The sequence below is a fragment of the Krasilnikovia sp. M28-CT-15 genome (assembly GCF_047159595.1).
In the GTDB taxonomy this organism is placed as follows: domain Bacteria; phylum Actinomycetota; class Actinomycetes; order Mycobacteriales; family Micromonosporaceae; genus Actinoplanes.
Map to the genome: position 1 here is coordinate 4,054,387 of NZ_BAAGAK010000001.1, position 22,901 is coordinate 4,077,287.

The following is a 22,901-nucleotide window of genomic DNA, read 5'->3' on the forward strand; positions in this document are numbered from 1 at the left end:
GTGCACGTCGTCGCGACCGCCGGGCACGTCGATCACGGCAAGTCCACACTGGTGCGGGCGCTGACCGGGATGGAACCGGACCGCTGGGCCGAGGAACGCCGCCGCGGCATGACCATCGACCTCGGCTTCGCGTGGACGACACTGGCTTCCGGCGCCACGGTGGCGTTCGTGGACGTACCGGGCCACGAACGGTTCGTGCCGAACATGCTGGCCGGGGTCGGCCCGGTGCCCGCCGCGCTGATGGTGGTCGCCGCGGACGAGGGCTGGATGCCGCAGTCCGCCGAGCATCTGGCCGCACTCGACGCGCTCGGGGTCCGGCACGCACTGCTGGTGGTGGCCCGCGCCGACCTCGCCGACCCCGGGCCCGCGACCGCCGAGGCGCGCGGGGAGATCGGCCGGACCTCGCTCGGCGCCGTGGAGGCGGTGGCGGTCAGCGCGGTCACCGGCGCGGGCCTGGACGATCTGCGGGCCGCACTGGACCGGCTGGTGTCCCGGCTGCCGGAACCGGACCTTCCCGCACCGGTGCGGCTCTGGATCGACCGGTCCTTCACGATCAAGGGCGCCGGGACTGTGGTGACCGGCACCCTGGGCGCGGGGCGGCTGCGCACCGGCGACGAACTGGAACTGACCGGCGTACCCCGGCCGGTGCGGGTGCGCGGGCTGCAGGCGCTCGGCGTACCCGCGGACGAGGTGCGGGCGGTGGCGCGGGTCGCGGTCAACCTGCGCGGCGTGGAGCGGGCCGCGGTCGCCCGGGGCAGCGCGTTGCTGACCCCCGGCCGGTTCCGCGGCACCGACCTGATCGACGTACGGGTGCACGGCACGCCCGTCGCCGGACTGCCCGCCACGCTGATGCTGCACACCGGTGCGGCGGCCGTACCGGTCCGGGTGCGGCCGCTGGGCGCGGACACCGCACGGTTGCGCCTGGGCAGCGTGCTGCCGCTGGTCATCGGCGACCGCGCGCTGCTGCGCGACCCCGGCCGCCGGTACGTCGCGGGCGGCGTGACCGTGCTCGACGTCGCCCCGCCGGGGCTGGCGCGGCGCGGCGCGGCGGCGGCCCGGGCCGCGGCCCTGTCCGGGATGGACGGCCACCCCGACCTGGCCGGTGAGCTGCGCCGCCGCCTGCTGGCACGCCGCGAGGACCTGGCCGCGATGGGTGTGCCCGTCGCGGGTGAGGCCCTGGTCGCGGCCGGTGGCTGGCTGGCCGACCCCCAGCACTGGGCCCGGCTGCGGCAGCGGCTCGCCGAGGAGGTGGACAGCTACGCCCACCGGCACCCGTTGGAGCCGGGCATTCCGGCCGAGGCGCTGCGGCGCCTGCTCGGCCTGCCCGACCGGGCGCTGGTCGACGCGCTGGTCCAGCCGCCGCTGGCGGTGCGGGACGGGCGGGTCACGGCCGGGGTGTCCGGGGTGCCGCCGGAGCTGGTCGCGCTCGTCGACGCCGCGTTCGCGGACCTCGGCGGGCGGCCGTACGCGGCACCGGAGGCGCACCGGCTCGCCGAGCTGGGCCTGGGCGCGCGGCAGTTGGCCGCCGCGGTCCGCGCCGGGCTGGTGGTCCGGCTGGCCGACCAGGTGGTGCTGCGCCCCGCGACACCCGAACGGGCGGTGGAGGTGCTGGCTCGGCTGCCCCAGCCGTTCACGCTGAGCGCGGCGCGGCAGGCGCTGGACACCACCCGCCGGGTGGCGGTGCCCCTGCTGCAACTGCTCGACGACCGGGGCGTCACCCGCCGCCTGCCCGACGACCGCAGGCAGATGACCGCACCGGCGCAGGCTCAGCGGTAGGTTCAGTCGTCCTTGCCACTGGCCAGGAAGACCACGTGGTGGCCGACGTTGACGGCGTGGTCGGCGTACCGCTCGTAGTAGCGGCCCAGCAGCGCGCCGTCGATGGCCGCCTCGACGCCGAGCGGCCATTGCGGGCTGAGCATGACGCTGAACAACTCCCGGTGCAGATGATCCATCGCGTCGTCGTCGCGGTCGAGCTGGGCGCCCAGCACCGCGTCGTGGTCGGCCAGCGCCGACACGATCTTGGCGGCCAGCCCGTCGGCCACGGTACTCATCGCGCGGAACAGGTCGGCCAGCTCGGGCACGACCGCGGGCGCCGGGTGCCGGCGCAGCGCGGCCCGGGCCACGTGGACGGACAGGTCACCCATGCGTTCCAGGTCGGCGGCCACCTGGAGTGCCGTCAGGACCTTGCGCAGGTCACCCGCGACCGGCTGCCGGCGGGCCACCAGGTCGTAGACCCGGTCCTCGACGACGCGGTAGAGCACGTCGATCTCGGCGTCGCGGGCGGTCACCTGCTGGGCCATGGTGTGATCGGAGGTGAGCAGGGCGCTGCTGGCCTGCCGCATCGCCTCCCGCACGGCCTTCGCCATCGTGACCAGTGTGCGGCTGACCCGGGTGAGCTCGTCCTGGAAGTCCTCACGCATCGCGCTGGCTGCCTCTTCCTTGACCGCGGCGTCCGCCCGCTTCCGCGCACGAGCCGGATCCGGGTTCCCGGCGGTGAGGGGGGTCCGCGAATTGTGTGGGTGTCGGTCTACGTTGGATCCTTTCAGACGATTTTCCGTGGGTTCACGGGGGATCCTCAGGTCCGCGCGTCCGTCGCCGCCGGCAGGTGGCGCAGCCGCAGGGTGGCGGTGCCGGCCAGGATGACGCCGACGATCACCAGCACCACGCTCTGGATCGTCCCGACGATGACCGGCTCGGCGGTGTCGTGGGTGTAGGTGCCCATGCGGGCGTAGTCCAGCACGGTGATCACCCGCAGGGCCAGCACGGGCGGCACCAGCAGGGCCAGGGTCAGGGGCCAGACCGGCAGCCGGTCGCCTCGCCGGACGACCGGCAACGCCAGGGCCGCGGCGATCAGACCGGCAGACCACAGGCCGGGCCAGTCGGCCAGGGCCAGGCCGAGGTGCTCCCGGCCGGGCCAGGGCTGTGCGGCCAGGGCGACGGCGATGGTGGCGGCCGTGCCCACGGGCAACGCGATCAGCCACGGCCGGGCGCGCGGTCGCGGCGCGTCCGGGCCGAAGGCCACCAGGGCCAGCAGCGGCAGCGCATTGACGATGAGCCAGCCCACCCGTGCGGTGGTGACCCCGCCGTTGGTCGCGTCGGTCATCCGCAGGACGTCGGTGACCAGGACCGGCAGGAAGGCCACGCTGGTCAGGATCCGGGCCGCGCGGTGATGGCCGTGCACCGCGGACAGGTACGCCGGAAGCCACAGCAGGCCGGTGAAACTCCACAATGCCTGCCAGCGGTCGCCGCCGAACGGTGGCGTCGCGTCGGGCAACGGCATGGCGCCCGGCAGCTGCTTGAGCGCCCAGGTCATGAGGACGACTCCGGACAGCGCGCCGACCGCCTGGGCCAGCAGGCCGATCAGGGCGACGCGGCGGACCGCCTCACCCCAGGAGAACGGGCGCGGCGCCGCCCCGGACCCGCCCAGTCGCAGGCGCACGGCCAGGGCGGCGATGCTGGCCGCCTCGCCGATACCCGGCCGGCTGATCTCCACGCCCTCGGGGTCGTCGGGGGCGGCGGCATACGCGGCCTGCATGAATGAGGCCACCATGTCCTCGCCCCACGCCTGCCGGTAGTCGGCGGGCAGCAACCGCAGCACCTGGCGGTACCGCTGCTCCAGCAGACTGCTCATCCCAATCCTCCTGCGGTGGCGGGGCGGTGTGCGGCCAGCCGCCGGGTGGCGGCCTCGGCGTTGGCGGCCTGCCGGGTCGCCTCGGTGGTCAGCGCGTCCAGACCACGGTCGGTGAGCCGGTAGTACCGGCGCAGCCGGCCCTGGTGCGGCTCTTCCCGGTCGAGTTCTACCAGGCCGTCGGCGACGAGCCGGTCGAGAACCCCGTACAGCGTGCCGATCTTGAGGCGGACGCGGCCGTCGGACAGGGCGTCGACCTCGCCGACGATGCCGTAGCCGTGCCGGGGCTCGTCGATCAGCGCGGTGAGGATGAAGAACGCGGGTTCGGTCATCGCTCTGGCAGCCATGAGCACAATATAATGGCTCGCAGGATATCTGGCAATCCACGTCAATAGATCCACCGCAGCGCGGCCGTCACCTCCTCGTCGGACGCGCCCCGCAACCGCTGCGCCTCGGCCCGGCGCACCGCCAGCACCGCGTCGGCCAGCAGATCACCCAGCGCCTCCCGCAGCGGCGCCGCGGCGGCGAAGGCGTCGGCCGCCATGTCCAGGCTCGTCGGCAGCCGCCGGACGCCCAGGGCGGCCAGCTCGTCCGCGGAGAACCGGGCCGGGTCGCCGGTCACCGGCGGCGGCAGCCGCAGCTCCCGGCGCCGCCCATCGAGCGCGGCCCCGATCAGCGCACCGAGCACCAGGTACGGGCTCGCGGCCAGGTCGACGCACTTCACCTCGAGGTTGGCCGCCGAATCCTCCGCGCCCGCGCTCCCGGTGATCAGCCGCAGGGCCGCCTCCCGGGTCTCGTGGCCCCAGCAGGCGAACACGCCCGCCCAGTGCGACGGCACCAGCCGCAGATAGCTCGCCACCGACGGCGCGCCGACCGCAGACAGGGCCGGCAGCAGGTCCAGGATGCCCGCCGCGAGCGCCTCCGCCTCGGCGGTCAGCGCGTGCGGACCCGGGCCGCCGGTGAACAGGTTGCGGCCGTCGCGGGTGGCGGACAGGTGCACGTGGCCGCCGTTGCCCACCCGGCCCGCCAGCACGGACGGGGCGAACGACGGGCGCAGCCCGTGCCGGTGCGCCACGGCCCGGATCGTCTGGCGCACCAGCAGGCTGTCGTCGGCGGCGGCCACCGGGTCACGGGCGGCGACCGACAGCTCGAACTGGGCGTCGGCGTACTCCGGGTGCAGCTGTTCCACCTCGACACCCTGGGCGTCCAGGGCGGACAGCAGGTCGCGGGCGAAGTCGCTCACCTCCACCAGCCGGGTCGCACCGTACGCGGGACCGCCGCAGGCCGGGACGAACTCGTCCGTGCCCGCCCGGCCGAGCGCCCACTCCACCTCGATCGCCATGCTGAAGCTCAGCCCGGCGGTGGCCGCGCGTTCCGTCATGGCCTTCAGGAAGCCGCGCTGGCAGGCGGGCCAGGCCTCCCCGGCCTGGGTGTACCGGTCGACCGGCGCCCACGCCCAGCCGGGCTGGGCGTGCAGGGCGGTCAGCCGGTCCACGTCGGGCACCAGGCGCAGATCGCCGTCGGGGCCGCCCAGCCGGTCCGTGGCGGTGATCGAGTCGTCGCTGAGGAAGACGTCGAAGACCGGCGACATCCCGACCCCCCAGCGGGCGGCCCGGGCCAGCCGCGCCACCGGCACGGTCTTGATCCGGGTCACCCCGGCGGTGTCGACGTACGACAGCACCACGCCGTGTATCCCGTCCAGGCGCAGCCGCCCGGCCAGCTCCTCGACGCGTGCCGCGCCGCCGACGCCCATCCGGTCACCGAACATGATCCGCTCCTATCCGTGGCCCATCCGGTACACCCGCTCGGCGTTGCCCGCGCCGATCATCGCGGCCACCCGCCGCGCGTCGGTGTCCGACCACCGGCCCGCCGCCACCCACCCGTCCAGCACCTCGGTGAGGGCCTCCCGGAACTGCACGGCCCCCAGCAGATGCAGTTCCGGGAGGCCGAACGCGTCCGAGGAGTACAGCACCTTGTGGAACGGGGCCAGCTCCAGCGACTCGGCCAGCACCGCGGCCGCCCGCGCGCCCACATGGTTGAGCGCCAGCCCCACGTCCAGGTAGACGTGCGGGAAGACCTGGGCGAGGTAGCCCGCCTGCCGGTGGTACGGGTAGCAGTGCAGCAGCATGACCGCCACTCCCCGGTCGCGCACCGCGCGCAGGAAACCGGTCAGCAGCGCGGGATCGGCGCGGGCCAGGTCGAGGTCGGGGTCGCCGAATCCGGTGTGGACCTGCACCGGCAGGCCCCGCTCGACCCCCGCCCACAACACGTGCCGCAGCAGGACCGGCTCGTCCAGGCGCAGGCCCGCGGCGGCCTGCGCCGCACCGCGCGCCACCCTGCCCGAACATCTCGCCCCGCTCGCCCCCGCCCGGCCCAGGCCGGCGCCCGGCGGCGCCGGGTGTGACTGCCGGGGCGCGGCGCCGCCGGTCCCCCGCAACCAGCGCCCGGCGGCCGTGCGGACCTCCCGCGCGGTGGGCGGCCCGGGCCCGATGTCCAGGCCGTGCCGGTACGCGAGGACCGACTTGACCGCGACAGCGTCCACGGTGGCGGTGGCCAGGGCGTCCGCGTAGGCGGCGGCGAAGCCCTCGGCGGTGACGCCGCCCGCGGCCACCCGTTCGGCCACCGCCTCCAGCCGGACCACCTCCCGCGCCTGCGCTCCGGCGGCCTGCGCCAGCTGCGCCGGGGTGAGCAGGTCCGCGGCCCGGTAGCCGGTGTCGACGAGGAAGACGCCGACCCCCGCGGCGGTCAGCAGGCGCCGGTTGACCTCGGCGGGACCGAGCCGGTCCCGCCGCTGCAGGTACTCCTCGGCGGGGGCGTGCGGGGCCAGCCCGAGCAGCGGCGCGCACCGGCGGCGGATGGCGAAGCCCAGCTGCGAGTCGAGCGCGGAGCACCCCGGCGGCGCGGGCCGGTCGGACTCGGTGGCCAGCAGCTCGAAGCCCGCACGCTCCAGCGGCCCGCCCACCACGCCGTGGCAGTGGTGATCCACCAGCCGCACGCTTTCGAGCATCCGCGCCTCCGGGCCGATTGTCCCGCGTCGGCGCCGCGATCGTGGCGGGACGCGCCGCCGGAGGTGACCGGCCGTCCACCCCGCCCCTGCCGACCCCCGTCGAATCGAATCGATCCCGGTGGGCTTCCGCGCGGCAGCCGGGCACGGCGATCCCGCGGGTGTCGAATGGGAACGGCCGGGCCGGGGTAACCCTTCGGTGGCAGGGCGCGGGTCGCAGCCTGGCGACCAGGGAGGTGTGTGCCGGATGACGATCGCGACGACCAACCCGGCGACGGGTGAGGTGCTCAAGACGTTCGACCCGATGCCCGCCGAGCAGATCGACGCGGTGCTGGCCTGTTCGGTGACCGGCTTCCGCGACCTGCGGGACACCTCGTTCACGCAGCGGGGGGCGTGGTTGCGCCGGGCCGCGGAGCTGCTGGAGGCGGAGCAGGACGACCTGGCAGCCACGGTCACCCTGGAGATGGGCAAGATCCTGCCGGCCGCCCGGGCGGAGGTGCTCAAGTGCGCGGCGGCCTGCCGGTTCTACGCCGAGCACGCCGAAGGTTTCCTGGCCGACGAGCCGTGCGACGCCGCGGCGGTCGGTGCGGTGCGCGCGTTCACCCGGTATCAGCCGCTGGGTCCGGTGCTGGCCGTCATGCCGTGGAACTTCCCGCTGTGGCAGGCCATGCGCTTCGCCGCCCCGGCGCTGATGGCGGGCAACACCGGCCTGCTCAAACACGCGTCCAACGTCCCGCAGACCGCCCTGTACCTGGGTGAGCTGTTCCGCCGGGCCGGGTTCCCGGAGGGCGCGTTCCAGACCCTGCTGATCGGCTCGGACGCGGTCGCGGCGGTGCTGGGCGACCCGCGGGTCCGCGCGGCCACCCTGACCGGCAGCGAGGCCGCGGGCCGGGCCGTCGCCGCCGCCGCCGGGCAGGCGCTGAAGAAGACCGTGCTGGAGCTGGGCGGCAGCGACCCGTTCGTGGTGCTGCCCTCGGCGGATCTCGACCGCGCCGCCCGGGTGGCCACGACCGCCCGCTGCCAGAACAACGGCCAGTCGTGCATCGCGGCCAAGCGGTTCATCGTCCACGATGACGTGTACGACGCGTTCGCGGACCGGTTCGTTGCGCACATGTCGGCGCAGGCCATGGGTGACCCCGCCGCCGAGGGCACGGACATCGGGCCGCTGGCCACCCGGCAGGGCCGCAGCGACGTCGACGCGCTGGTCCGCGACGCGGTCGGCCGCGGCGCCAGCCTGCGCTGCGGCGGCCGGCTGCCCACCGGGCCCGGCTGGTTCTACCCGCCCACGGTGCTGACCGACGTGACGGCGGAGATGCGGATGTTCGGCGAGGAGGTGTTCGGCCCGGTCGCCGCGGTGTACCGGGTGAGTTCGTACCGCGAGGCGGTGGCGCTGGCCAACGCCACGTCGTTCGGGCTGGGCGCCAGCGCCTGGACCAGCGACCCGGCCGAACAGGAACGGCTGATCAACGACCTGGACGCGGGGGCGGTGTTCGTCAACGGCATGGTCACGTCGTACCCGCAGCTGCCCTTCGGCGGGATCAAGGACTCCGGGTACGGCCGGGAGCTGGCCGGCGTGGGCATTCGCGAGTTCTGCAACCTCAAGACCGTGTGGGTGGGCGGCCAGAACTGAGCGCCACCGCACCACCTATCCGATGATCACCTCAGCCAGCAGGGCGCCCGAGCGCCCGGGCGCCCCGGCCGTGTCGGCGTGGTCGGCGTCCGCGATCAGGGCCGCCCACCCGGGCGGTGCTCCCCCGGCCTCGGCCCGCGCCTGGGCGGCATCGCGCAGCACGGAGAGCACCGCGTCGCGTACCGTCGCGGGGGTGCCCGGCGCGGCCAGCGCCCGCCGGGCGACGTCCACCGTGCCCGCGTCCGGGCGCAGTGTCCTGTCGGGCTGCCACCGGGCGGCGGTCAGCAGCGCGGCGACCGCCGGGGCCGGGCGGGTTCCGGCGGCCGCGGCGACCCGGTCCCGGCCCGGGTCGGTGCGCAGCCCCCACCCGTACGGGAACAGCGGCCGGTAGTCCGGGTCTCCCACGTTGATCGGCACCTGGCCGGTGCTGCGCGGCCAGGTCACCGGCAGCCGTCCGGTGAACGGGCGGCGGCCGAACAGGACGTCGGCCACCCCGGCGCCCTCGCCGCCGGGCAGCCACGAGGCGACCAGCGCGTCGATGTCGCCGAGCTGGTCGGTGATCACCTGTGGGCGGCCGGAGACCAGCAGCACCACGCAGGTGGGCACGGCGGCGCACACCTTGTCGACCACGGCCCGGTCGCCCGGCTGCAGGGTCAGCGACTTCGGCTCGGCCTGTGGCGGCGTGCAGTATCCGCAGGCGGGGCCGCCCACGTCGCCCAATCCCTCCGCGTACGGGGTCTCCCCCACCACGACCACGCCGACGTCGGCGCCCCCGGTCGGCGCGGAGCCGTCCGCGCTGAACGTGACATTCGCCTGCGGGGCCACCTCGCGGATGCCCGCCAGGATCGTGGTGCCCGCGAAGGCGGCGCCGGAGCGGCCCTGCCAGTCGACGGTCCAGCCACCGGCCTGGTTGCCGATGTCGTCGGCGGTGCGCCCGGCCAGGTAGATGTGCGCGTCGGGGCGCAGCGGCAGCGCGTGCCCGCGGTTCTTCAGCAGCACCTGGGACTGGGCGGCGGCCCGCCGGGCCAGCTGCCGGTGCGCGCGGCTGCCGACCTCGCCGAGCCGGTCGGCGGGGGCGTACGGATGCTCGAAGAGCCCCAGCGCGAACTTGGCGCGCAGGATGCGCCGCACCGCGTCGTCGATGCGCGCCGTGCTCACCCGCCCCGCGGTGACCTCGTCGCGCAACAGCTGCTCGAACCGGGGGGCGGTGTGCGGTTCCATGAACATGTCCGTGCCCGCGTTCACCCCGGCACGGACCTGCCCGGCGGTGGGCTTCGGCTCACCCGCGGGAGCGGACGGGTCCGGCAGCTGGTGGATGGCCTCCCAGTCGGAGACCAGGAACCCGTCCAGGCCGATGTCGCGCTTGAGCACCCCGGTGATCAGCTCCCGGTTGGCGTGCATCTTGACCGGGTTGCCGGTCCCGTCCTCGGTCCAGTCCACACTGGAGAACGACGGCATCACGCTGCCCACGCCGTGCTCGCGCACCGCGGCCCGGTACGGCGTCAGGTCGATGCGGGCGAAGTCGGCCCGGCCGGTCACGGTGACGCCCTGGTCGATGGTGTAGTTGCCGGAACCGGTGCCGTATTCGGTGTCGCCGTCCCCGGCGTAGTGCTTGGCGGTGGCCAGCACGCCGTCCGGGGCGGCCAGCCGGGAGCGGCCGGGTCCCTGCAACCCGTCGACCGCCGTGGCCATCCGGGCCACCAGCGCCGGATCCTCCGCGAAGCTCTCGTACGCGCGGCCCCACCGCTCGTCGCGCGAGACGCACAGGCACGGGGCGAAGTCCCACGGGATGCCGGTGGCCCGTACCTCCGCGGCGGTGGCGTGGTAGACGTCCTCCACCAGCGCGGGATCACGGGTGGCGCCCAGCCCCACGTTGTGCGGGAAGATGGTCGCGCCGGAAACGTTGCCGTGGCCGTGTACCGCGTCGATGCCGTAGATCATGGGGATCTGCAGCGGGGTGCTCAGGGCGTACGACTGCAGGGTGTTGACCATCTGCACCCACGCGGCGGGGGTGTTCGGGGACGGCGCGGAGCCGCCGCCGGAGAGCACCGAGCCCAGCCGCCACCGCGCCACCAGCGCCGGGTCCTTGGCGACCGCGGCGCGCTCGGCCTGGGTCATCTGCCCGATCTTGTCGTCCAGGCTCATGCGGCCCAGCAGGTCGGCCACCCGGCGCTCGACGCCGAGCCCGGGGTCGAGGTACGGCAGCCCGTTGGCGTCGATGATCACGACGGGCTGCCGGGTCACCGCCGCGCCCGCCGCCGCGTGCAGGGAAACCGGCACGGTCTCGGCGGTCTCCGCGGCGCCGTCGCGCGTCGCGGCCAGGGTGAACGCCCGCGCCGAGCCGGAGGCGCTGCCCGCGGGGAAGGTGAGCGTGCCGGAGGTCAGGGGGTAGTCCGCCCCCGCGGAGGCGGTGCCGGATCCGGTGGCGTAGCGCACCGAGGCCGAGGCGGTCAGGGGACGGCCGTCCGAGGTCGTGACCACGACCGCGACGGATGCGTGGCCGCCCTCGGCGGCCCGGTAGACCGGCTGCTGCGCGGCGATGCCGACCGCCTGCCCGCCGGGTCGCGACGCCTGCAGGGGGCTGAGGGAGACCGCGAGCACGGCCGCGGCGAGCACCGCGACGCGCCGCCGGGCGACGTGATCCGGCGACGGGAACCGTGGGCGCATGCCGTCCTCCTCGAGGTCCGCCCGGGGCACGAGGGCGTCACCGACCGATACTGGCCAATCACTTCCAGTGAGGTCAATATGCCGGGCACGTTCGGCGGCGATGTCTGACCCGAAGGAGGCTATGGTGCCAGGATGCGGTCCTGGGCTCCGCTGATCATTTTCGGCGCACTGGCCGGCCTGGTGGCCGGTTGCGCGGGACCGGGCCCCGAACCGGCCGCACCGGCGGCCGCGCCGAACATCTCCGTGTCCAGCAGCGCGTTCACCGACGGCGGGGACATCCCGCGCCGGCACACCTGCGACGGGGCGGACGTGTCACCCCCGCTGGCTTTCGCCGGGCTGCCGTCCGGGGTGCGCGAGCTGGCGCTGCTGGTGGAGGACCCGGACGCGCCGCACGGCACGTTCGTGCACTGGGTGGCGTGGGGCATCGACCCGGCCCGGGCGGGGCTCGCCGAGGGTGAGCGGCCACCCGGCTCCGGGACCAACGGCTTCGGCCACACCGGGTACGGCGGCCCCTGCCCGCCCCGCGGCCCCGCACACAGCTACGTCTTCACCGTGTACGCGCTGTCGCGCCCGGCGGGGGCGCGGGCGGGCGCGAGCGCGGCGGACCTGCGCACCGCGATCGACGGCGCGGTCCTCGCGAAGGGAACCCTGACCGGCCGGTACGCGCGCGGCTGAGCGAACCCGCTAGCGGTTGGTCGTACTGAAGTGCTGGTAGTCCTTCAGGGTGCGCCACCGCCCGCCCCAGGCGAAGCCGGCCGCGGTCAGCGCGCGGACCGCGCCGTCGGCGTGCACCATGCCGATCCGGAAGTGGTCGCGCCGCACCCACGGCCCGGCCCCGGGCGGGTCCAGCACCGCGCCGCGCACCATCGGGTTCTGCAGCGGGTTGAGGTCGATCGCCCGGCCGTACGCGTGCTGCGACCAGACCCGGGTGCCCGCCACGCGACGGCAGGCGAACCCGGAGGTGGCGCTGCTGGTGTCGGTCAGGCCCGGCTGGTTGAGCCACAGCGGCGCCATCGCCATGATCCGGAAGCGCCACCGGAACAGCGTCGCGAACGCCTGCTGGGTCTGCTCCACCAGGCGTTTGTGCATCACGATGCTGCCGTCGTGATATCCACCGCGGAAGTCGATGTAGGACACCCAGATCCGGCGCAGGTCCTCCGGCGACACCGGGCATCGGCGGGCGGGACCCCAGCCCAACGACTCCCGGGTGACCGGCTCCACCCGGGTCCGCCAGCCCGGCAGGCGTGCGGCCTGCGGGGTCAGCCGCAGCGTCCCGTCCACCTGCACCGGGTAGGGCGCCGCGATCTGGTTCCACCTGCCCACGTCGGCGCGGCGCAGCCCGTTGGCCGCCGCGATGCCCGCCATGGTCTCGCCGGGCGCGACCACATGCCACACCGACCGGCGGGCGATGGCGGCCGGAGCGGTCCGGGCGGCAGCGGCCGGAGCGGCCACGGCCACCGCCGGGGCGACGCACAACAGCACACCTACCAGGGTCAACAGTGGCTTCGGCACGGCCCGACGCTACGAACGACACCACCCACGGCGGGATCGGAATCGCCGAACTCACCCCATGGTGCGACCCACGGAAGGGTGGGGTGCCACCGCCGGCCGGTGCCGCTGCGGCCCGCGGGCTGACCCGTACTGTGCTGGCATGAGGTTGTTCGTGGCGGCGTACCCGCCGCCGGAGGTGTGCGACGACCTGGCGCGCCGCATCGAGGGTCTGCGGGTCACCGCGGCGGCGCAGCGGGGCGTCAACACCCGGCTGGCCCGCCGCGAGACCTGGCACGTCACGCTGGCGTTCCTGGGCGAGGTCGCCGACGAGCGCGCCCCGGCGGTGTCCGGGGCCCTGCACCGGGCGGCGGACGTATGGCGGGCGGCCGGGTCCGGCGCGCCGCGGCTGTGCCTGGCCGGGGGCGGCCGGTTCGGGCGCGGCAGGTTCACCGTGCTGTGGGTGGGGGTGGACGGGGACACCGACGCGGTGCAGCGGCTGTCGAAGCAGGTGCGGCGCGAACTGAAGCACGACCGGCTGCCGTTCGACGAACGGCCGTTCAAGCCGCACCTGACCGTGGCCCGCCCGGGCGAGAAGCTGGATTCCGCCGAGGTGGCGGCGGACCGGGAGGACCTGGCCGGGTACCGCGGTCCGCAGTGGCCGCTCGACAGCATCGTGCTGGTGCGCAGCCACCTCGGCCCGCAACCGCGGTACGACCAGCTCAGCACGTGGCCGCTCGCCTGAATCGCCGGACGGCGGCCCGGACCGCGATCACCGGCCGGCAGCCGCACCACGACGCACGCCGCGCTGATGTGCCGGGTCACCGATGCGGTGGAAGGCGCGCCGGTAGGTGTCCGGCGACACCCCGGTGCTGGCCCTCAGGTGGGTGCGCAGCGAGGCGCCGGTGCCGAATCCGGCCAGCCCGGCGATCCGGTCGACCGGATGATCGGTGCTCTCCAACAGCTGCCGGGCCAGTTCCACCCGCTGGGCCACGAGCCAGTGGCCCGGGGTCATGCCCACCTCCTGCCGGAAGCGGCGGGTGAACGTGCGCACGCTCATCCGTGCGTGCCGCGCCAGCGCCTCCAGCGGCAGCGGCCGGTCGAGCCGCTGCAGGGCCCAGGCGCGGGTCGCCGACGTGGACGTCTGCGTCGCTGCCGGCATGGGGCGCTCGATGTACTGCGCCTGGCCGCCGTCGCGCCAGGCCGGGACGACGCAGCGCCGGGCCGTCGCGTTGGCCACCTCACTGCCGTGGTCGCGGCGCACGAGGTGCAGGCACAGGTCGAGGCCGGCGGCGGCACCGGCCGAGGTGAGCACGTCGCCGTCGTCGACGAACAGGACGTCGGGATCGACCGCCACCCGCGGGAACAGCCGCTGGAAATGTCCCGCGCAGGACCAGTGGTTGGTCGCCGGACGGCCGTCGAGGTGCCCCGCGGCGGCCAGCACGTACGCCCCGGTGCAGATCGAGACGAGACGGGTGCCGGGGCGTACGTGGGCCAGCGCGGCCGCGAGCGGCGCGTTGAGCCGCCCCTCGGTGAAGACGGGAGCGAACGCCTCGACCGCCGGGACGACCACGGTGTCCGCGGTGGACAGTGGCTGCGGGCCGTGCGGGACCGCGATGGTGTAGTCGCCGGCGGTCGGCACGGGGGCGCCGTCGGTGCTCGCGGTGACCACCTCGTACAACGGGGCGCCGGAGCGGTCGTGGGCGCTGCCGAACACGCGGTTGGCGATGCCCAGCTCGAAGGGGTAGACGCCGGGCAGGGCGAGGACGGCCACGCGATGCATGGCCAGATCCTTTCACATCTCGTCGATCAGGCCACTGGTCGGGCGCGCCCCGCCACGGGAGGCTCGGATCGACATCGGTGAGATCGCCAACGAAAGGACGGCATGGACATGCGTGCCATCAGTCAGACCCGGCTGGGCGGGCCCGGGGTGTTGACCGAGATCGAGCTGGCCCGCCCGGCCCCCGGACCGACCGAGATCCTGGTACGGGTGCACGCGGCCGGGATCAACCCGGTCGACTGGAAGACCCGCGCGGCGGGGGTCTTCCTGGGCGAACCGCCGTTCGTGCTCGGCTGGGACGTCTCCGGCGTGGTCGAGGCGGTCGGTCTCGGGGTGACCCTGTTCGCCCCGGGCGACGAGGTCTTCGGCATGCCGCACTTCCCGAGGCAGGCCGGCGCGTACGCCGAGTACGTGGCCGCCCCGGCCCGGCAGTTCGCGCGCAAGCCCGCGGGGCTCGACCATGTCCACGCGGCCGGGCTGCCGCTGGCCGGGCTCACCGCCTGGCAGGCGCTGGTCGACCGCGCCGACGTGCGCCCCGGCCAGCGGGTGCTGATCCACGCCGCCGCGGGCGGGGTGGGACACCTGGCGGTCCAGATCGCCAAGGCCCGTGGCGCGTACGTGATCGGCACCGCCCGCGCCGGCAAGCACGAACTGCTGCGCGGCCTGGGCGCGGACGAACTGATCGACTACACCGCGGCCGACTTCGCCGAAGTGCTGGACCCGGTCGACGTCGTGCTCGACACCGTCGGCGGGGACTACGGACCGCGCTCGCTGGCGGTGCTGCGCACCGGCGGAGTCCTCGTGTCGCTGACCTCACCGGGCGAGCAGGACCTGGCTCCGCAGGCCGCGCGGCGCGGCGTCCGGGCCGGGTTCCTGCTGGTCGAGCCCGACCGCGCCGGGCTGATGGAACTCGCCGCGCTGGTCGAGGCGGGCCGGTTGCGCGTCCTCGTCGACACGGCACTGCCACTGGCCCAGGCAGCCACGGTGCACGAGTTGGGGGAATCCGGCCGGACCACCGGAAAGATCATCCTGACGGTCGCCTGAACCCCGCCCGGTGCCGCCGGACGAGCACCCACGGGGGCCGGCGGCACCGCCCCGGGACGGCGGCTGCCGGGCCCCTCGCGCCCTTGGCGGTGGGGTCCGGCAGCGCGGCGGCCCGGACGGCCGCTCAGGGACGCGGGGCCTCGGCGCTGCGGCGCAGCACGTCCAGCACGAACCACTCGTCCTCGTGGTGCACCAGCCGCTGCAACCCCGGCCGCGCGCCCACGGCCTCGTGCACGTTGAACCCGTCGTAGTTGCCGCCCTGCCGGTCGCGGAAGTGGACCGCCACCAGGTCACCGCCGGGCTCCAGCCGGTCGAACAGCCCGTCGAGCAGCGCCGCGAGGTCCTCGGCGGACAGGTAGTACAGCAGGTCACCGATCACGATCAGGTCGAACGTGCCGTCCGGCAGGTCGGCGGGCAGCATCGCCTCCCGGACCCGGACGTGCGGGAACTCGCGCACCGCGTCGGCGGCCTGGCGCACCGCGGCGCTGACGCAGTCGACCGCGAGGATCTCGTCGCAGCGCGGCGCCAGCAGCCGGGTCAGCAGCCCGATGGAGCAGCCCGGCTCGTAGCAGCGGCGGTACCGCTCGCGGGGCAGGCTGGCCACGGCGACCGCGTACTTGCGCTGGTCGTGCCACTTGGTCGCGGTGTCCCACGGGTCGTCCTTGGCCAGGTAGAGGTTGGTGAAGTGGTCGAGCGAGGCCGTCTGCGGCGGCGCCTGGGCGTCACCCTGCGTTCGTGTCACCCCGCGATTGTGCCCGAGCCCGCCGGACGGACCGGCGATCCGCCATCCCGGCCCACCGCAGCGTGACAGGATGATCACTGTCGCAGTCGTGAGGTCAGGGGATCATGGCGAACCAGACGTGGGCGATTCTCGTCTCGATCGGCCTGGGCCTGGGGCTGGGCGGTGTCGGACGGCTCGCACTGCGAAGACGGATCCGGGTGTCCTGGTCCGACGCGGTGGTCGCCGGACTGCTCGGTGCGGCCTGCGGCAGCATCGTCGGCGGCGTGGGGCACAGCGCGGGACGGCAACTGCCGGTGGTCGCCGGGGCGGTCGCCGTCGGGGTCACCCTGGCCACGCTGCTCGGGATGGACCGCTGGCAGGCCCGGCAGCGGCTGCCCCGCGGCACCGTGCCCGAACTGATCGCCGGTGGCGAGTCGCACCACGTCGAGTTCAAGTCCTCCGCCCGCTACAACCGGCACAGCAAGCAGCGCGACGAACGCGTCGAACGGGTCATCGCCAAGTCGCTGGCCGGATTCCTCAACGCCGAGGGTGGCATCCTGCTGATCGGCGTCGCCGACGACGGCGCGATCACCGGCATCGAGGACGACTATCCGCTGATCAAGGCGCCGAACCGGGACTACTTCGAGCTGTGGCTGCGCGACATGCTCATCGCCGTCATCGGTGCCCCCGCCTGCGCCACCATCCAGGTCAGCTTCACCGAGGTGGACGGGCACGACGTCTGCGTCGTCACCGCCCCGCCCGCCGCCCACCCGGTGTTCCTGCGGGCCGGCAAGGGCCAGCCGGTCGCCTTGTACGTGCGGGTCGGGAACTCGACCCGGGAACTGGAGCTCGACGACGCGCTGAGCTACTGCGTCGACCGGTGGGGACGGCAGGCGTTGCGGGGCCGCCCCAGCGCTGCGTGACCGCGTCCCCGGCACCGGGTGATCCCGCGCCCGCGAATCCCCCCCGGCGGGTGGCACCCCCCGCCCGGGCGTGGCACGATACCGGCGGGTAACAAGGCGTGGGCCGCGACGCGGCGGCCCGGAAAGCTGGTGACACCATGCCCGGTGAGACCCGTACGGCGTACCGGACCTGCCCGCTGTGTGAGGCGGCCTGCGGCCTGGAACTCACCGTCGCCGACGACCGGATCGTCGCGGCGCGCGGCGACTCCGCACACGTCTTCAGCCACGGCTTCATCTGCCCCAAGGGCGCCATGTTCGGGCAGCTCTCGGCGGACCCGGACCGGCTGCGCCGCCCGCTGGTGCGCCGCGGCGACCGCCACGAGGAGGTCAGCTGGGACGAGGCGTTCCGCGCGATCGAGGCGGGCCTGGGCCCGATCCTGCAGCGCTACGGCCCGCAGTCCGTCGCGGTGTACCTGGGCAACCCGAACGTGCACACCATGGCGGGCGGGCTCTACCTCTCGCCGCTGCTGCGCGCCCTGGGCAGCCGCAACATCTTCTCGGCCAGCACGGTCGACCAGATGCCCAAGCACGTGTCCAGCGGCTACCTGTACGGCAGCCCCCTGGCGATCCCCGTGCCCGACGTGGACCGTACGGATCTGCTGCTGATACTGGGCGCGAACCCGTGGGAGTCCAACGGCAGCCTGGCCACGGCGGCGGACTTCCCCGGCCGGTTGAAGGCGCTGCAGGCGCGCGGCGGCCGGTTCATCGTGGTCGACCCGCGCCGGACCCGGACCGCCGAACACGCCGACGAGCACCTCGCCATCCGGCCGGGCACGGACGCGTACCTGCTGTTCGGCATCGTGCACACGCTGGTCACCGAGCACCTGGTCGACCTCGGCGCGCTCGCCGGGCACGTCACCGGCCTCACCCAGGTGGGCGAGCTGGCCAAGGCGTTCGCCCCGGAACGGGTCGCCGCGGTGTGCGGGGTGACCGCGCCGCGCATCCGAGGCCTCGCCCGCGACCTCGCCGCCGCCCCCACCGCCGCGGTGTACGGGCGCATCGGCACGTGCACGGTCGAGTTCGGCACGCTGACCAGCTGGCTCGTCGACGTCGTCAACGTGCTCACCGGCAACCTGGACCGGCCCGGCGGGGTCATGTTCCCGCTGGCCGCGCACCTGCGCCCGCACGCCCGCTCGGGCGGCAAGGGGTTCACGGTCGGCCGCTGGCACAGCCGGGTCCGGGGGCTGCCGGAGGTCAAGGGCGAGTTCCCGGTCGCCACGCTCGCGGACGAGATCGAGACCGAGGGCGACGGTCAGGTCCGCGCGTTCGTCACGGTGGCGGGCAACCCGGTGCTGTCCACACCGAACAGCGGACGGCTGGACCGGGCGCTGGGCGGGCTGGATTTCATGGTCAGCGTCGACCCGTACCTGAACGAGACCACCCGGCACGCCGACGTGGTGCTGCCGCCCACCGATCCCGCCCGCAAGGGGCACTACGACTTCTCGTTCCTGGCGCTGGCGGTGCGCAACTTCGCGGCGTACTCCCCGCCGGTGCTGCCCGCGGACGGCAGCGGGATGGACGAGTGCGACATCCTGGCACGGCTCACCCTGCTGGTCACCGGCCAGGGCGCCGACGCCGACCCCGGCATGCTGCACGAGCAGATGCTGGAGCAGGCGTTGCAGCGGGCGCTGCCCGCCGGTCGGACCGTGGCCGAACTGCGGGCCATGGTGGACGGTACGCATCCCGCGGAGCGCCTGCTCGACGTGGCGCTGCGCACCGGCGCGTACGGTGACGGTTTCGGTGCCCGGCCCGACGGGCTGTCCCTGGCCCGGCTGCTGGCCCACCCGCACGGGGTGGACCTCGGTCCGCTGCGCCCGCGCATCCCCGAGGTCCTGCAGACCCCCAGCGGCACGGTCGAGCTGTGCCCGGCGCCGATCGCCGCGGACGTCGAACGGCTACGCGGTGCCCTCGACCGCGAACGCGACGACCTGGTCCTCATCGGCCGCCGCCACCTGCGCTCGAACAACAGCTGGATGCACAACGTCCCCGCACTGGTGAAGGGGCGCGACCGGTGCACGCTGCAGATGCATCCTGCTGACGCGGCCCGGCTGGCGCTCACCGACGGCGACGACGCCCGGGTGGTGTCGCGGGCCGGCACGGTGTCGGCGCCCGTGGAGGTCACCGACCGGGTGATGCCGGGCGTGGTGAGCCTGCCGCACGGGTGGGGTCACGACCTGCCGGGCATCCGGATGACGGTCGCCGCCGCCCACCCGGGGGTGAACAGCAACGTGCTCACGGACGAATTCGCGATCGACCCGCTGTCGGGCAACAGCGTGCTCAACGGCATCCCGGTGGAGGTCAAGGCCGCGGGCCGGCCCTGACTTCAGAGCCGGCCCGGAGGTTGAACGGCAAGCTCAGAGCTGGAAGCGGTCCACGATGCGGCGCAGGTCCGCGGACATGGTGGCAAGCTGACCCGCCGCCTGGCTGGCGCCGTCGACCCGCGAGTTGATCCGCTGCATCGAGTCGGCGACATCGTCGATCGTCTGGGCGACCGCGCCGCCCGCGGACGCCGCTTCGGTGACGTTGCGGGTCATCTCGCTGGTGGTGACGGTCTGCTCCTCGACCGCCGACGCGATCGTGGTCTGGAACTCGCTGATCCGCGCGATGATCTCGGAGATCTCCGAGATCGCCGCCACCGCCCCGGCCGTGTCCTCCTGGATCGCCGCGACCCGTTGACCGATGTCCTCGGTGGCCCGTGCCGTCTCCTGCGCGAGATCCTTCACCTCACCGGCCACCACCGCGAACCCCTTGCCGGCGTCGCCCGCCCGGGCCGCCTCGATCGTCGCGTTCAACGCCAACAGGTTGGTCTGCTCCGCGATCGACGTGATCACCTTCACCACGTTGCCGATCTCCGTCGAGGACTCCCCCAGCCGCGCCATCACCGTCGAGGTATCCGCGGTCACCTCCACCGCCCGCGACGCCACGCCCGCCGCATGGGTCGCGCTCTGCCCGATCTCCCGGATCGACGCACCCATCTCCTCCGCACCCGCGGCCACCGTGTGGATGTTCGTCGACATCGTCGCCGCCGAATCGGCCACCGCCGCGGACTGCCGCGCGCCCTCCTGCGCATCGGTCACGCAGTGCCGACTGGTGTCCGACAGGTTCTCGGCGGCGCCACCGAGCGTCGTGGAATGCTCAGACAGTTCCGTGACGGTCTGCCGCAACGTGCCGATCGCCCGGCGCAGCATCCCGGCCATCCGGCCCAGTTCGTCCTTCTGATCCACGTCCGGGTCGTGCGACAGGTCACCGTCGGCCACCGCCGCCAGCACCCACGACACGCGACCCAGCGGCGCGACGATCTGCCGCGCGATGTACAGGGCCAGCAGCACCGCCAGCGCCACCGCCACCGCGAACACCATGCCGATCGACCAGCGCGTCGCCCGTACGGTGCCGTCGAAGTCCTTGCCCGCGACCAGCGCGTCGTTGGCCCGGGTGATCTCGGCGGCCAGCTTCGTCTCGTACGCCTTGCGCAGGTCCCGGTTAGGACCGAGCGCGGCCGTCACCGCGGCCGCGTGGTCGCCCTCGTACGTCGTGAACTCGGCCTGCAGCGCCGCGAACCACGTGTCGATCGCCTTCTGGATCTCGTCGATGGCGGCCCGCTCGCCGGCGGTGCCCCGGGCGCGCGCCGCGCCGAGTTCCTCCTTGACGGTCTTCTGGCGGCCGAGCGCCTCGTCGCGGAACTTCGGGTCACCCGCGATCAGGAAGCCGCGCTCGTCGTTGGCGGCCGCCTTGGCGGCGAGTCCGGCCGCGTTGAGGTCGTTGATGTACGGCACGGCCCGGCGAAGCTCGTGCGCCCGCGTGCTCTGCAGGCCGCTGATCCCGGCGAGGCTCACCGCTCCGGTGACGACCGTGCCGGCCACCGCCACCACGGCGACCGCGAGAATCTTCGTCGACACCCTGCGGTTGCCGACCCAGCCTGCCAGACCTGTCATCTCCGTGCCCCCCGTGACCGAAGACCGGACGCCCCGGTCGTGTGTCACAGCGATCGGCAACCGGTGGCGACGCCTTGAGACCGGTCTCACATGTCGGGGAGAATTTCTTCCGTGATCAACGAAGCGGGCCGGATCGCCCGCAGCCGCTGCCGGGGCACTCCGGCGGCGGTGAGCTCGGCGGCCATCCGCGGCGAGGCGCGATCAAGGAACACGATGACCTGATGATCATCGCCGAGGCCGCACACCGCCGACAGCGTGCCCAGGTTGATCGGATCGAGGACAGATACGTCGGCCAGGTCCAGCACCAGGCGCAACGGGCGGATCTTGCGAACGGAATGCACCAGCAGCTGGCGCAGCTCGACGGCATGCTCCGGTCCCAGGGCGCCGTGGGGCCGGACGATCAGGCTGCCGTCGGGGCCCGTCTCGACATCGAGCTCGGGGACACGCATCGGTTTGCCCTTCGTCACCGCGCATTCAACGGACTCACGATACGACGTGGACGGTGGCGGGTCGACAGCCGCGCAACTCCGGGGCAGCTGCTCGGGCTGTCGCCAACGAGGAACCGTTCCAGCAGCGTGACGAGGGAAACGGCGACGTCTACAGCCCGCCGGTCGGCCTCGCCACGATGACCAGCAAGGCGCTGGGCACCCTCGCCACCGACCGGCTGGGCTTCTTCCTGTTCTCCCGCCTCGTCAAACGCAGCCAGGGAGTGTGCATTGGAACGCGATCACGCCGCGGCACCGTAGGTGCTCCATCGGGCGGACTGATCCCCGGATCGATAGGTCCTGAGCCGGTACTCCCACTGCGGCCGGATCCCCGGATTGCTGCCCAGAACCGGGACGACGCTCGTCACCAGCTTGAGCTCTCGAATCCGGCGGAGGGTATTGAAGCCGGGCCAGCCGATGACGTCGAAACCATAGCGGCTGGCCAGGTCCCCATTGGCGTCTCCGGAGTAGTCGAAGCGGAGCTTTCCCACCGCCAGCGGTGTCAGGTCCCACTCCCGCGGACCGATGCATGTCGAGTCGAAGTCGCAGATGACGGGCCCACCCTGACCGGCGATGAGATTGCCCATGAAGGCATCGCCGTGGATCGGCCCGACGGGCATCGCGAACGTCAGTTCGCCGATCTCACCTTCGATCTGGTCGCATTGATCGCGCAGATAAGCGATGTCCGCCTGACGCACGCCTTCCGGCTCGTCGAGCCGCTGCCGAATTTCCTGGAACGGCGCCCAAGCCGGAAGTCCACCCGCGGGTGGAGGAAGTTCGTGAATCTCCCTGAGGATCCTTGCCAGGTCGGCACCCGTCGGCGCAGGGCCGTCCGCAATGACCTCATGCCACAGCGTCATCGTCAGCCCGTCGGCAGTGACCGGCTGCGTAACATGCGGCAGTAGCCGAGCCGCCGCAACGCGATGTTCTTTCAGCCATTGCGCCACCCGAACGACCTTCTCGGCACGTTGCGCCATGGTCTGCGAGCCAGCGATGCGTACGACGACCCCGGCAGCGGGAAGCCGGAATACGGCGTTGTTGGTGAACTTGATCAGCTCAGCGCCGGAGACATCGACATCAGCGACGTCCTCCAGCGCACCAAGGGCCGCGCGCAGCCTGCTGGACGTCATCCGCCCGGCCGACCGTACCGCTGCGTGCTGCCATTTCATCCCGCCCGGAGCGTACCAATCCGGCGAGCCAGAGCCATGACCTCATCATCACCTGCGTGCTGCTCTGCTGCTGTCCGCAGGGGCGCGAGCCGGTCGAGGGTACGGATGGAGCGGACCTGCTCGGCCAGGTCGACGGCACGGTTTCCGAATCGCAGGCCTCGCTCGATATCACCGGAACGCAGGTGAATGGTCGCAACCGCAGTGAGTTCGAACGTCATGCTGCGCGTCATCTTGTCCACACGAAGATCGATGCTGTACCGCAGAAAGTCAACGGCCTGATCTGCGTGGTGCTGGCCCCCAGTCTCGGGCAGCAGACCGTGAACGGGTCTGCTGCACCGGTAGGTGACATCTGAGATGGCTTGCCCTGTGGGTGAGCTGGAAGGATGTCGCT

Annotated in this window: 20 protein-coding genes; 8 read left to right on the top strand and 12 right to left on the bottom strand. The window is 73.7% G+C overall.

Annotation, left to right across the window (positions count from 1 at the left end; translation table 11 throughout):
- Window positions 1-1,776 carry a selenocysteine-specific translation elongation factor gene (selB, locus tag ACMCNO_RS18635; protein WP_412750715.1) on the top strand — a complete coding sequence of 592 codons (1,776 nt, stop codon included), beginning with the start codon at window positions 1-3 and terminating at the stop codon, window positions 1,774-1,776.
- A gap of 2 nt (window positions 1,777-1,778) precedes the next feature.
- On the opposite strand, the gene phoU is transcribed toward selB, so the two are convergent.
- From phoU to ACMCNO_RS18660, 5 genes are all read right to left on the bottom strand, one after another.
- Window positions 1,779-2,420, bottom strand: coding sequence for a phosphate signaling complex protein PhoU (phoU, locus tag ACMCNO_RS18640; RefSeq protein WP_412750716.1), 642 nt, complete (start codon window positions 2,418-2,420; stop codon window positions 1,779-1,781).
- A 155-nt stretch (window positions 2,421-2,575) separates the two neighbouring features.
- Window positions 2,576-3,631 (bottom strand): hypothetical protein, encoded by a 1,056-nt coding sequence (locus ACMCNO_RS18645; RefSeq protein ID WP_412750717.1) that lies wholly within the window; start codon window positions 3,629-3,631, stop codon window positions 2,576-2,578.
- Entirely contained in the window at window positions 3,628-3,975 is a 348-nt protein-coding gene (locus ACMCNO_RS18650; protein ID WP_412750718.1) for a PadR family transcriptional regulator, read from the bottom strand. Before ACMCNO_RS18650 ends, ACMCNO_RS18645 begins: the two co-directional genes overlap by 4 nt.
- 41 nt (window positions 3,976-4,016) lie before the next feature.
- A complete protein-coding gene (locus ACMCNO_RS18655; protein WP_412750719.1) occupies window positions 4,017-5,396 on the bottom strand; it encodes a glutamine synthetase in 1,380 nt (459 codons plus the stop codon).
- Window positions 5,397-5,405: 9 nt separating this feature from the next.
- On the bottom strand, window positions 5,406-6,635 hold the full coding sequence (locus ACMCNO_RS18660) for an amidohydrolase family protein (RefSeq protein ID WP_412750720.1): 1,230 nt from the start codon (window positions 6,633-6,635) through the stop codon (window positions 5,406-5,408).
- A gap of 244 nt (window positions 6,636-6,879) precedes the next feature.
- Between ACMCNO_RS18660 and ACMCNO_RS18665 the strand changes: the two genes are divergently transcribed.
- Window positions 6,880-8,262: an NADP-dependent succinic semialdehyde dehydrogenase gene (locus ACMCNO_RS18665; RefSeq protein ID WP_412750721.1), complete on the top strand. Its 1,383-nt coding sequence runs from the start codon at window positions 6,880-6,882 to the stop codon at window positions 8,260-8,262.
- A gap of 15 nt (window positions 8,263-8,277) precedes the next feature.
- On the opposite strand, the gene ACMCNO_RS18670 is transcribed toward ACMCNO_RS18665, so the two are convergent.
- Entirely contained in the window at window positions 8,278-10,929 is a 2,652-nt protein-coding gene (locus ACMCNO_RS18670) for a glycoside hydrolase family 3 N-terminal domain-containing protein (protein WP_412750722.1), read from the bottom strand.
- 132 nt (window positions 10,930-11,061) lie between these two features.
- Here ACMCNO_RS18670 and ACMCNO_RS18675 point away from each other — a divergent pair, with 132 nt between their 5' ends.
- Window positions 11,062-11,604, top strand: a complete 543-nt coding sequence (locus ACMCNO_RS18675; protein WP_412750723.1) for a YbhB/YbcL family Raf kinase inhibitor-like protein — start codon at window positions 11,062-11,064, stop codon at window positions 11,602-11,604.
- A 9-nt stretch (window positions 11,605-11,613) separates the two neighbouring features.
- Here ACMCNO_RS18675 and ACMCNO_RS18680 read toward each other — a convergent pair whose 3' ends face one another.
- On the bottom strand, window positions 11,614-12,441 hold the full coding sequence (locus ACMCNO_RS18680) for a M15 family metallopeptidase (protein ID WP_412750724.1): 828 nt from the start codon (window positions 12,439-12,441) through the stop codon (window positions 11,614-11,616).
- A 139-nt stretch (window positions 12,442-12,580) separates the two neighbouring features.
- Here ACMCNO_RS18680 and thpR point away from each other — a divergent pair, with 139 nt between their 5' ends.
- Entirely contained in the window at window positions 12,581-13,162 is a 582-nt protein-coding gene (thpR, locus tag ACMCNO_RS18685) for an RNA 2',3'-cyclic phosphodiesterase (protein WP_412750725.1), read from the top strand.
- 27 nt (window positions 13,163-13,189) lie between these two features.
- Here the strand turns inward: thpR and ACMCNO_RS18690 are convergent, their stop codons facing one another.
- Complete coding sequence (locus tag ACMCNO_RS18690; RefSeq protein WP_412750726.1) at window positions 13,190-14,200, bottom strand: GlxA family transcriptional regulator; 1,011 nt, start codon at window positions 14,198-14,200, stop codon at window positions 13,190-13,192.
- A gap of 108 nt (window positions 14,201-14,308) precedes the next feature.
- On the opposite strand from ACMCNO_RS18690, the gene ACMCNO_RS18695 reads away from it, so the two are divergent.
- Window positions 14,309-15,241 carry an NADP-dependent oxidoreductase gene (locus ACMCNO_RS18695; RefSeq protein WP_412750727.1) on the top strand — a complete coding sequence of 311 codons (933 nt, stop codon included), beginning with the start codon at window positions 14,309-14,311 and terminating at the stop codon, window positions 15,239-15,241.
- 124 nt (window positions 15,242-15,365) lie between these two features.
- Here the strand turns inward: ACMCNO_RS18695 and ACMCNO_RS18700 are convergent, their stop codons facing one another.
- Window positions 15,366-15,983, bottom strand: coding sequence for a class I SAM-dependent methyltransferase (locus ACMCNO_RS18700; RefSeq protein WP_412750728.1), 618 nt, complete (start codon window positions 15,981-15,983; stop codon window positions 15,366-15,368).
- Between the two features lie 104 nt (window positions 15,984-16,087).
- Here ACMCNO_RS18700 and ACMCNO_RS18705 point away from each other — a divergent pair, with 104 nt between their 5' ends.
- Together ACMCNO_RS18705 and ACMCNO_RS18710 are read left to right on the top strand one after the other, a co-directional pair.
- Complete coding sequence (locus ACMCNO_RS18705; protein ID WP_412750729.1) at window positions 16,088-16,885, top strand: helix-turn-helix domain-containing protein; 798 nt, start codon at window positions 16,088-16,090, stop codon at window positions 16,883-16,885.
- Between the two features lie 137 nt (window positions 16,886-17,022).
- On the top strand, window positions 17,023-19,245 hold the full coding sequence (locus ACMCNO_RS18710; RefSeq protein WP_412750730.1) for a molybdopterin oxidoreductase family protein: 2,223 nt from the start codon (window positions 17,023-17,025) through the stop codon (window positions 19,243-19,245).
- A 33-nt stretch (window positions 19,246-19,278) separates the two neighbouring features.
- On the opposite strand, the gene ACMCNO_RS18715 is transcribed toward ACMCNO_RS18710, so the two are convergent.
- From ACMCNO_RS18715 to ACMCNO_RS18725, 3 genes are all read right to left on the bottom strand, one after another.
- A complete protein-coding gene (locus ACMCNO_RS18715) occupies window positions 19,279-20,856 on the bottom strand; it encodes a methyl-accepting chemotaxis protein (RefSeq protein WP_412750731.1) in 1,578 nt (525 codons plus the stop codon).
- An 86-nt stretch (window positions 20,857-20,942) separates the two neighbouring features.
- The gene (locus ACMCNO_RS18720; RefSeq protein WP_412750732.1) at window positions 20,943-21,305 is read right to left on the bottom strand and encodes an STAS domain-containing protein; all 363 of its coding nucleotides are present in this window, start codon (window positions 21,303-21,305) and stop codon (window positions 20,943-20,945) included.
- 278 nt (window positions 21,306-21,583) lie between these two features.
- On the bottom strand, window positions 21,584-22,510 hold the full coding sequence (locus ACMCNO_RS18725; RefSeq protein WP_412750733.1) for a phosphotransferase: 927 nt from the start codon (window positions 22,508-22,510) through the stop codon (window positions 21,584-21,586).
- A gap of 56 nt (window positions 22,511-22,566) precedes the next feature.
- Here ACMCNO_RS18725 and ACMCNO_RS18730 point away from each other — a divergent pair, with 56 nt between their 5' ends.
- On the top strand, window positions 22,567-22,863 hold the full coding sequence (locus ACMCNO_RS18730; protein WP_412750734.1) for a hypothetical protein: 297 nt from the start codon (window positions 22,567-22,569) through the stop codon (window positions 22,861-22,863).
- Window positions 22,864-22,901: the final 38 nt, after the last annotated feature.

What these genes read in the sequence shown, in the direction of transcription:
- phoU (WP_412750716.1), bottom strand. Translation starts at nt 2,420, where the DNA reads ATGCGTGAGGACTTCCAGGACGAGCTCACCCGGGTCAGCCGCACACTG.
- ACMCNO_RS18655 (WP_412750719.1), bottom strand. Translation starts at nt 5,396, where the DNA reads ATGTTCGGTGACCGGATGGGCGTCGGCGGCGCGGCACGCGTCGAGGAG.
- ACMCNO_RS18670 (WP_412750722.1), bottom strand. Translation starts at nt 10,929, where the DNA reads ATGCGCCCACGGTTCCCGTCGCCGGATCACGTCGCCCGGCGGCGCGTC.
- ACMCNO_RS18695 (WP_412750727.1), top strand. Translation starts at nt 14,309, where the DNA reads ATGCGTGCCATCAGTCAGACCCGGCTGGGCGGGCCCGGGGTGTTGACC.
- ACMCNO_RS18675 (WP_412750723.1), top strand. Translation starts at nt 11,062, where the DNA reads ATGCGGTCCTGGGCTCCGCTGATCATTTTCGGCGCACTGGCCGGCCTG.
- ACMCNO_RS18660 (WP_412750720.1), bottom strand. Translation starts at nt 6,635, where the DNA reads ATGCTCGAAAGCGTGCGGCTGGTGGATCACCACTGCCACGGCGTGGTG.
- ACMCNO_RS18725 (WP_412750733.1), bottom strand. Translation starts at nt 22,510, where the DNA reads ATGAAATGGCAGCACGCAGCGGTACGGTCGGCCGGGCGGATGACGTCC.
- ACMCNO_RS18690 (WP_412750726.1), bottom strand. Translation starts at nt 14,200, where the DNA reads ATGCATCGCGTGGCCGTCCTCGCCCTGCCCGGCGTCTACCCCTTCGAG.
- thpR (WP_412750725.1), top strand. Translation starts at nt 12,581, where the DNA reads ATGAGGTTGTTCGTGGCGGCGTACCCGCCGCCGGAGGTGTGCGACGAC.
- ACMCNO_RS18705 (WP_412750729.1), top strand. Translation starts at nt 16,088, where the DNA reads ATGGCGAACCAGACGTGGGCGATTCTCGTCTCGATCGGCCTGGGCCTG.
- ACMCNO_RS18665 (WP_412750721.1), top strand. Translation starts at nt 6,880, where the DNA reads ATGACGATCGCGACGACCAACCCGGCGACGGGTGAGGTGCTCAAGACG.
- ACMCNO_RS18720 (WP_412750732.1), bottom strand. Translation starts at nt 21,305, where the DNA reads ATGCGTGTCCCCGAGCTCGATGTCGAGACGGGCCCCGACGGCAGCCTG.
- ACMCNO_RS18650 (WP_412750718.1), bottom strand. Translation starts at nt 3,975, where the DNA reads ATGGCTGCCAGAGCGATGACCGAACCCGCGTTCTTCATCCTCACCGCG.
- ACMCNO_RS18645 (WP_412750717.1), bottom strand. Translation starts at nt 3,631, where the DNA reads ATGAGCAGTCTGCTGGAGCAGCGGTACCGCCAGGTGCTGCGGTTGCTG.
- ACMCNO_RS18715 (WP_412750731.1), bottom strand. Translation starts at nt 20,856, where the DNA reads ATGACAGGTCTGGCAGGCTGGGTCGGCAACCGCAGGGTGTCGACGAAG.
- ACMCNO_RS18710 (WP_412750730.1), top strand. Translation starts at nt 17,023, where the DNA reads ATGCCCGGTGAGACCCGTACGGCGTACCGGACCTGCCCGCTGTGTGAG.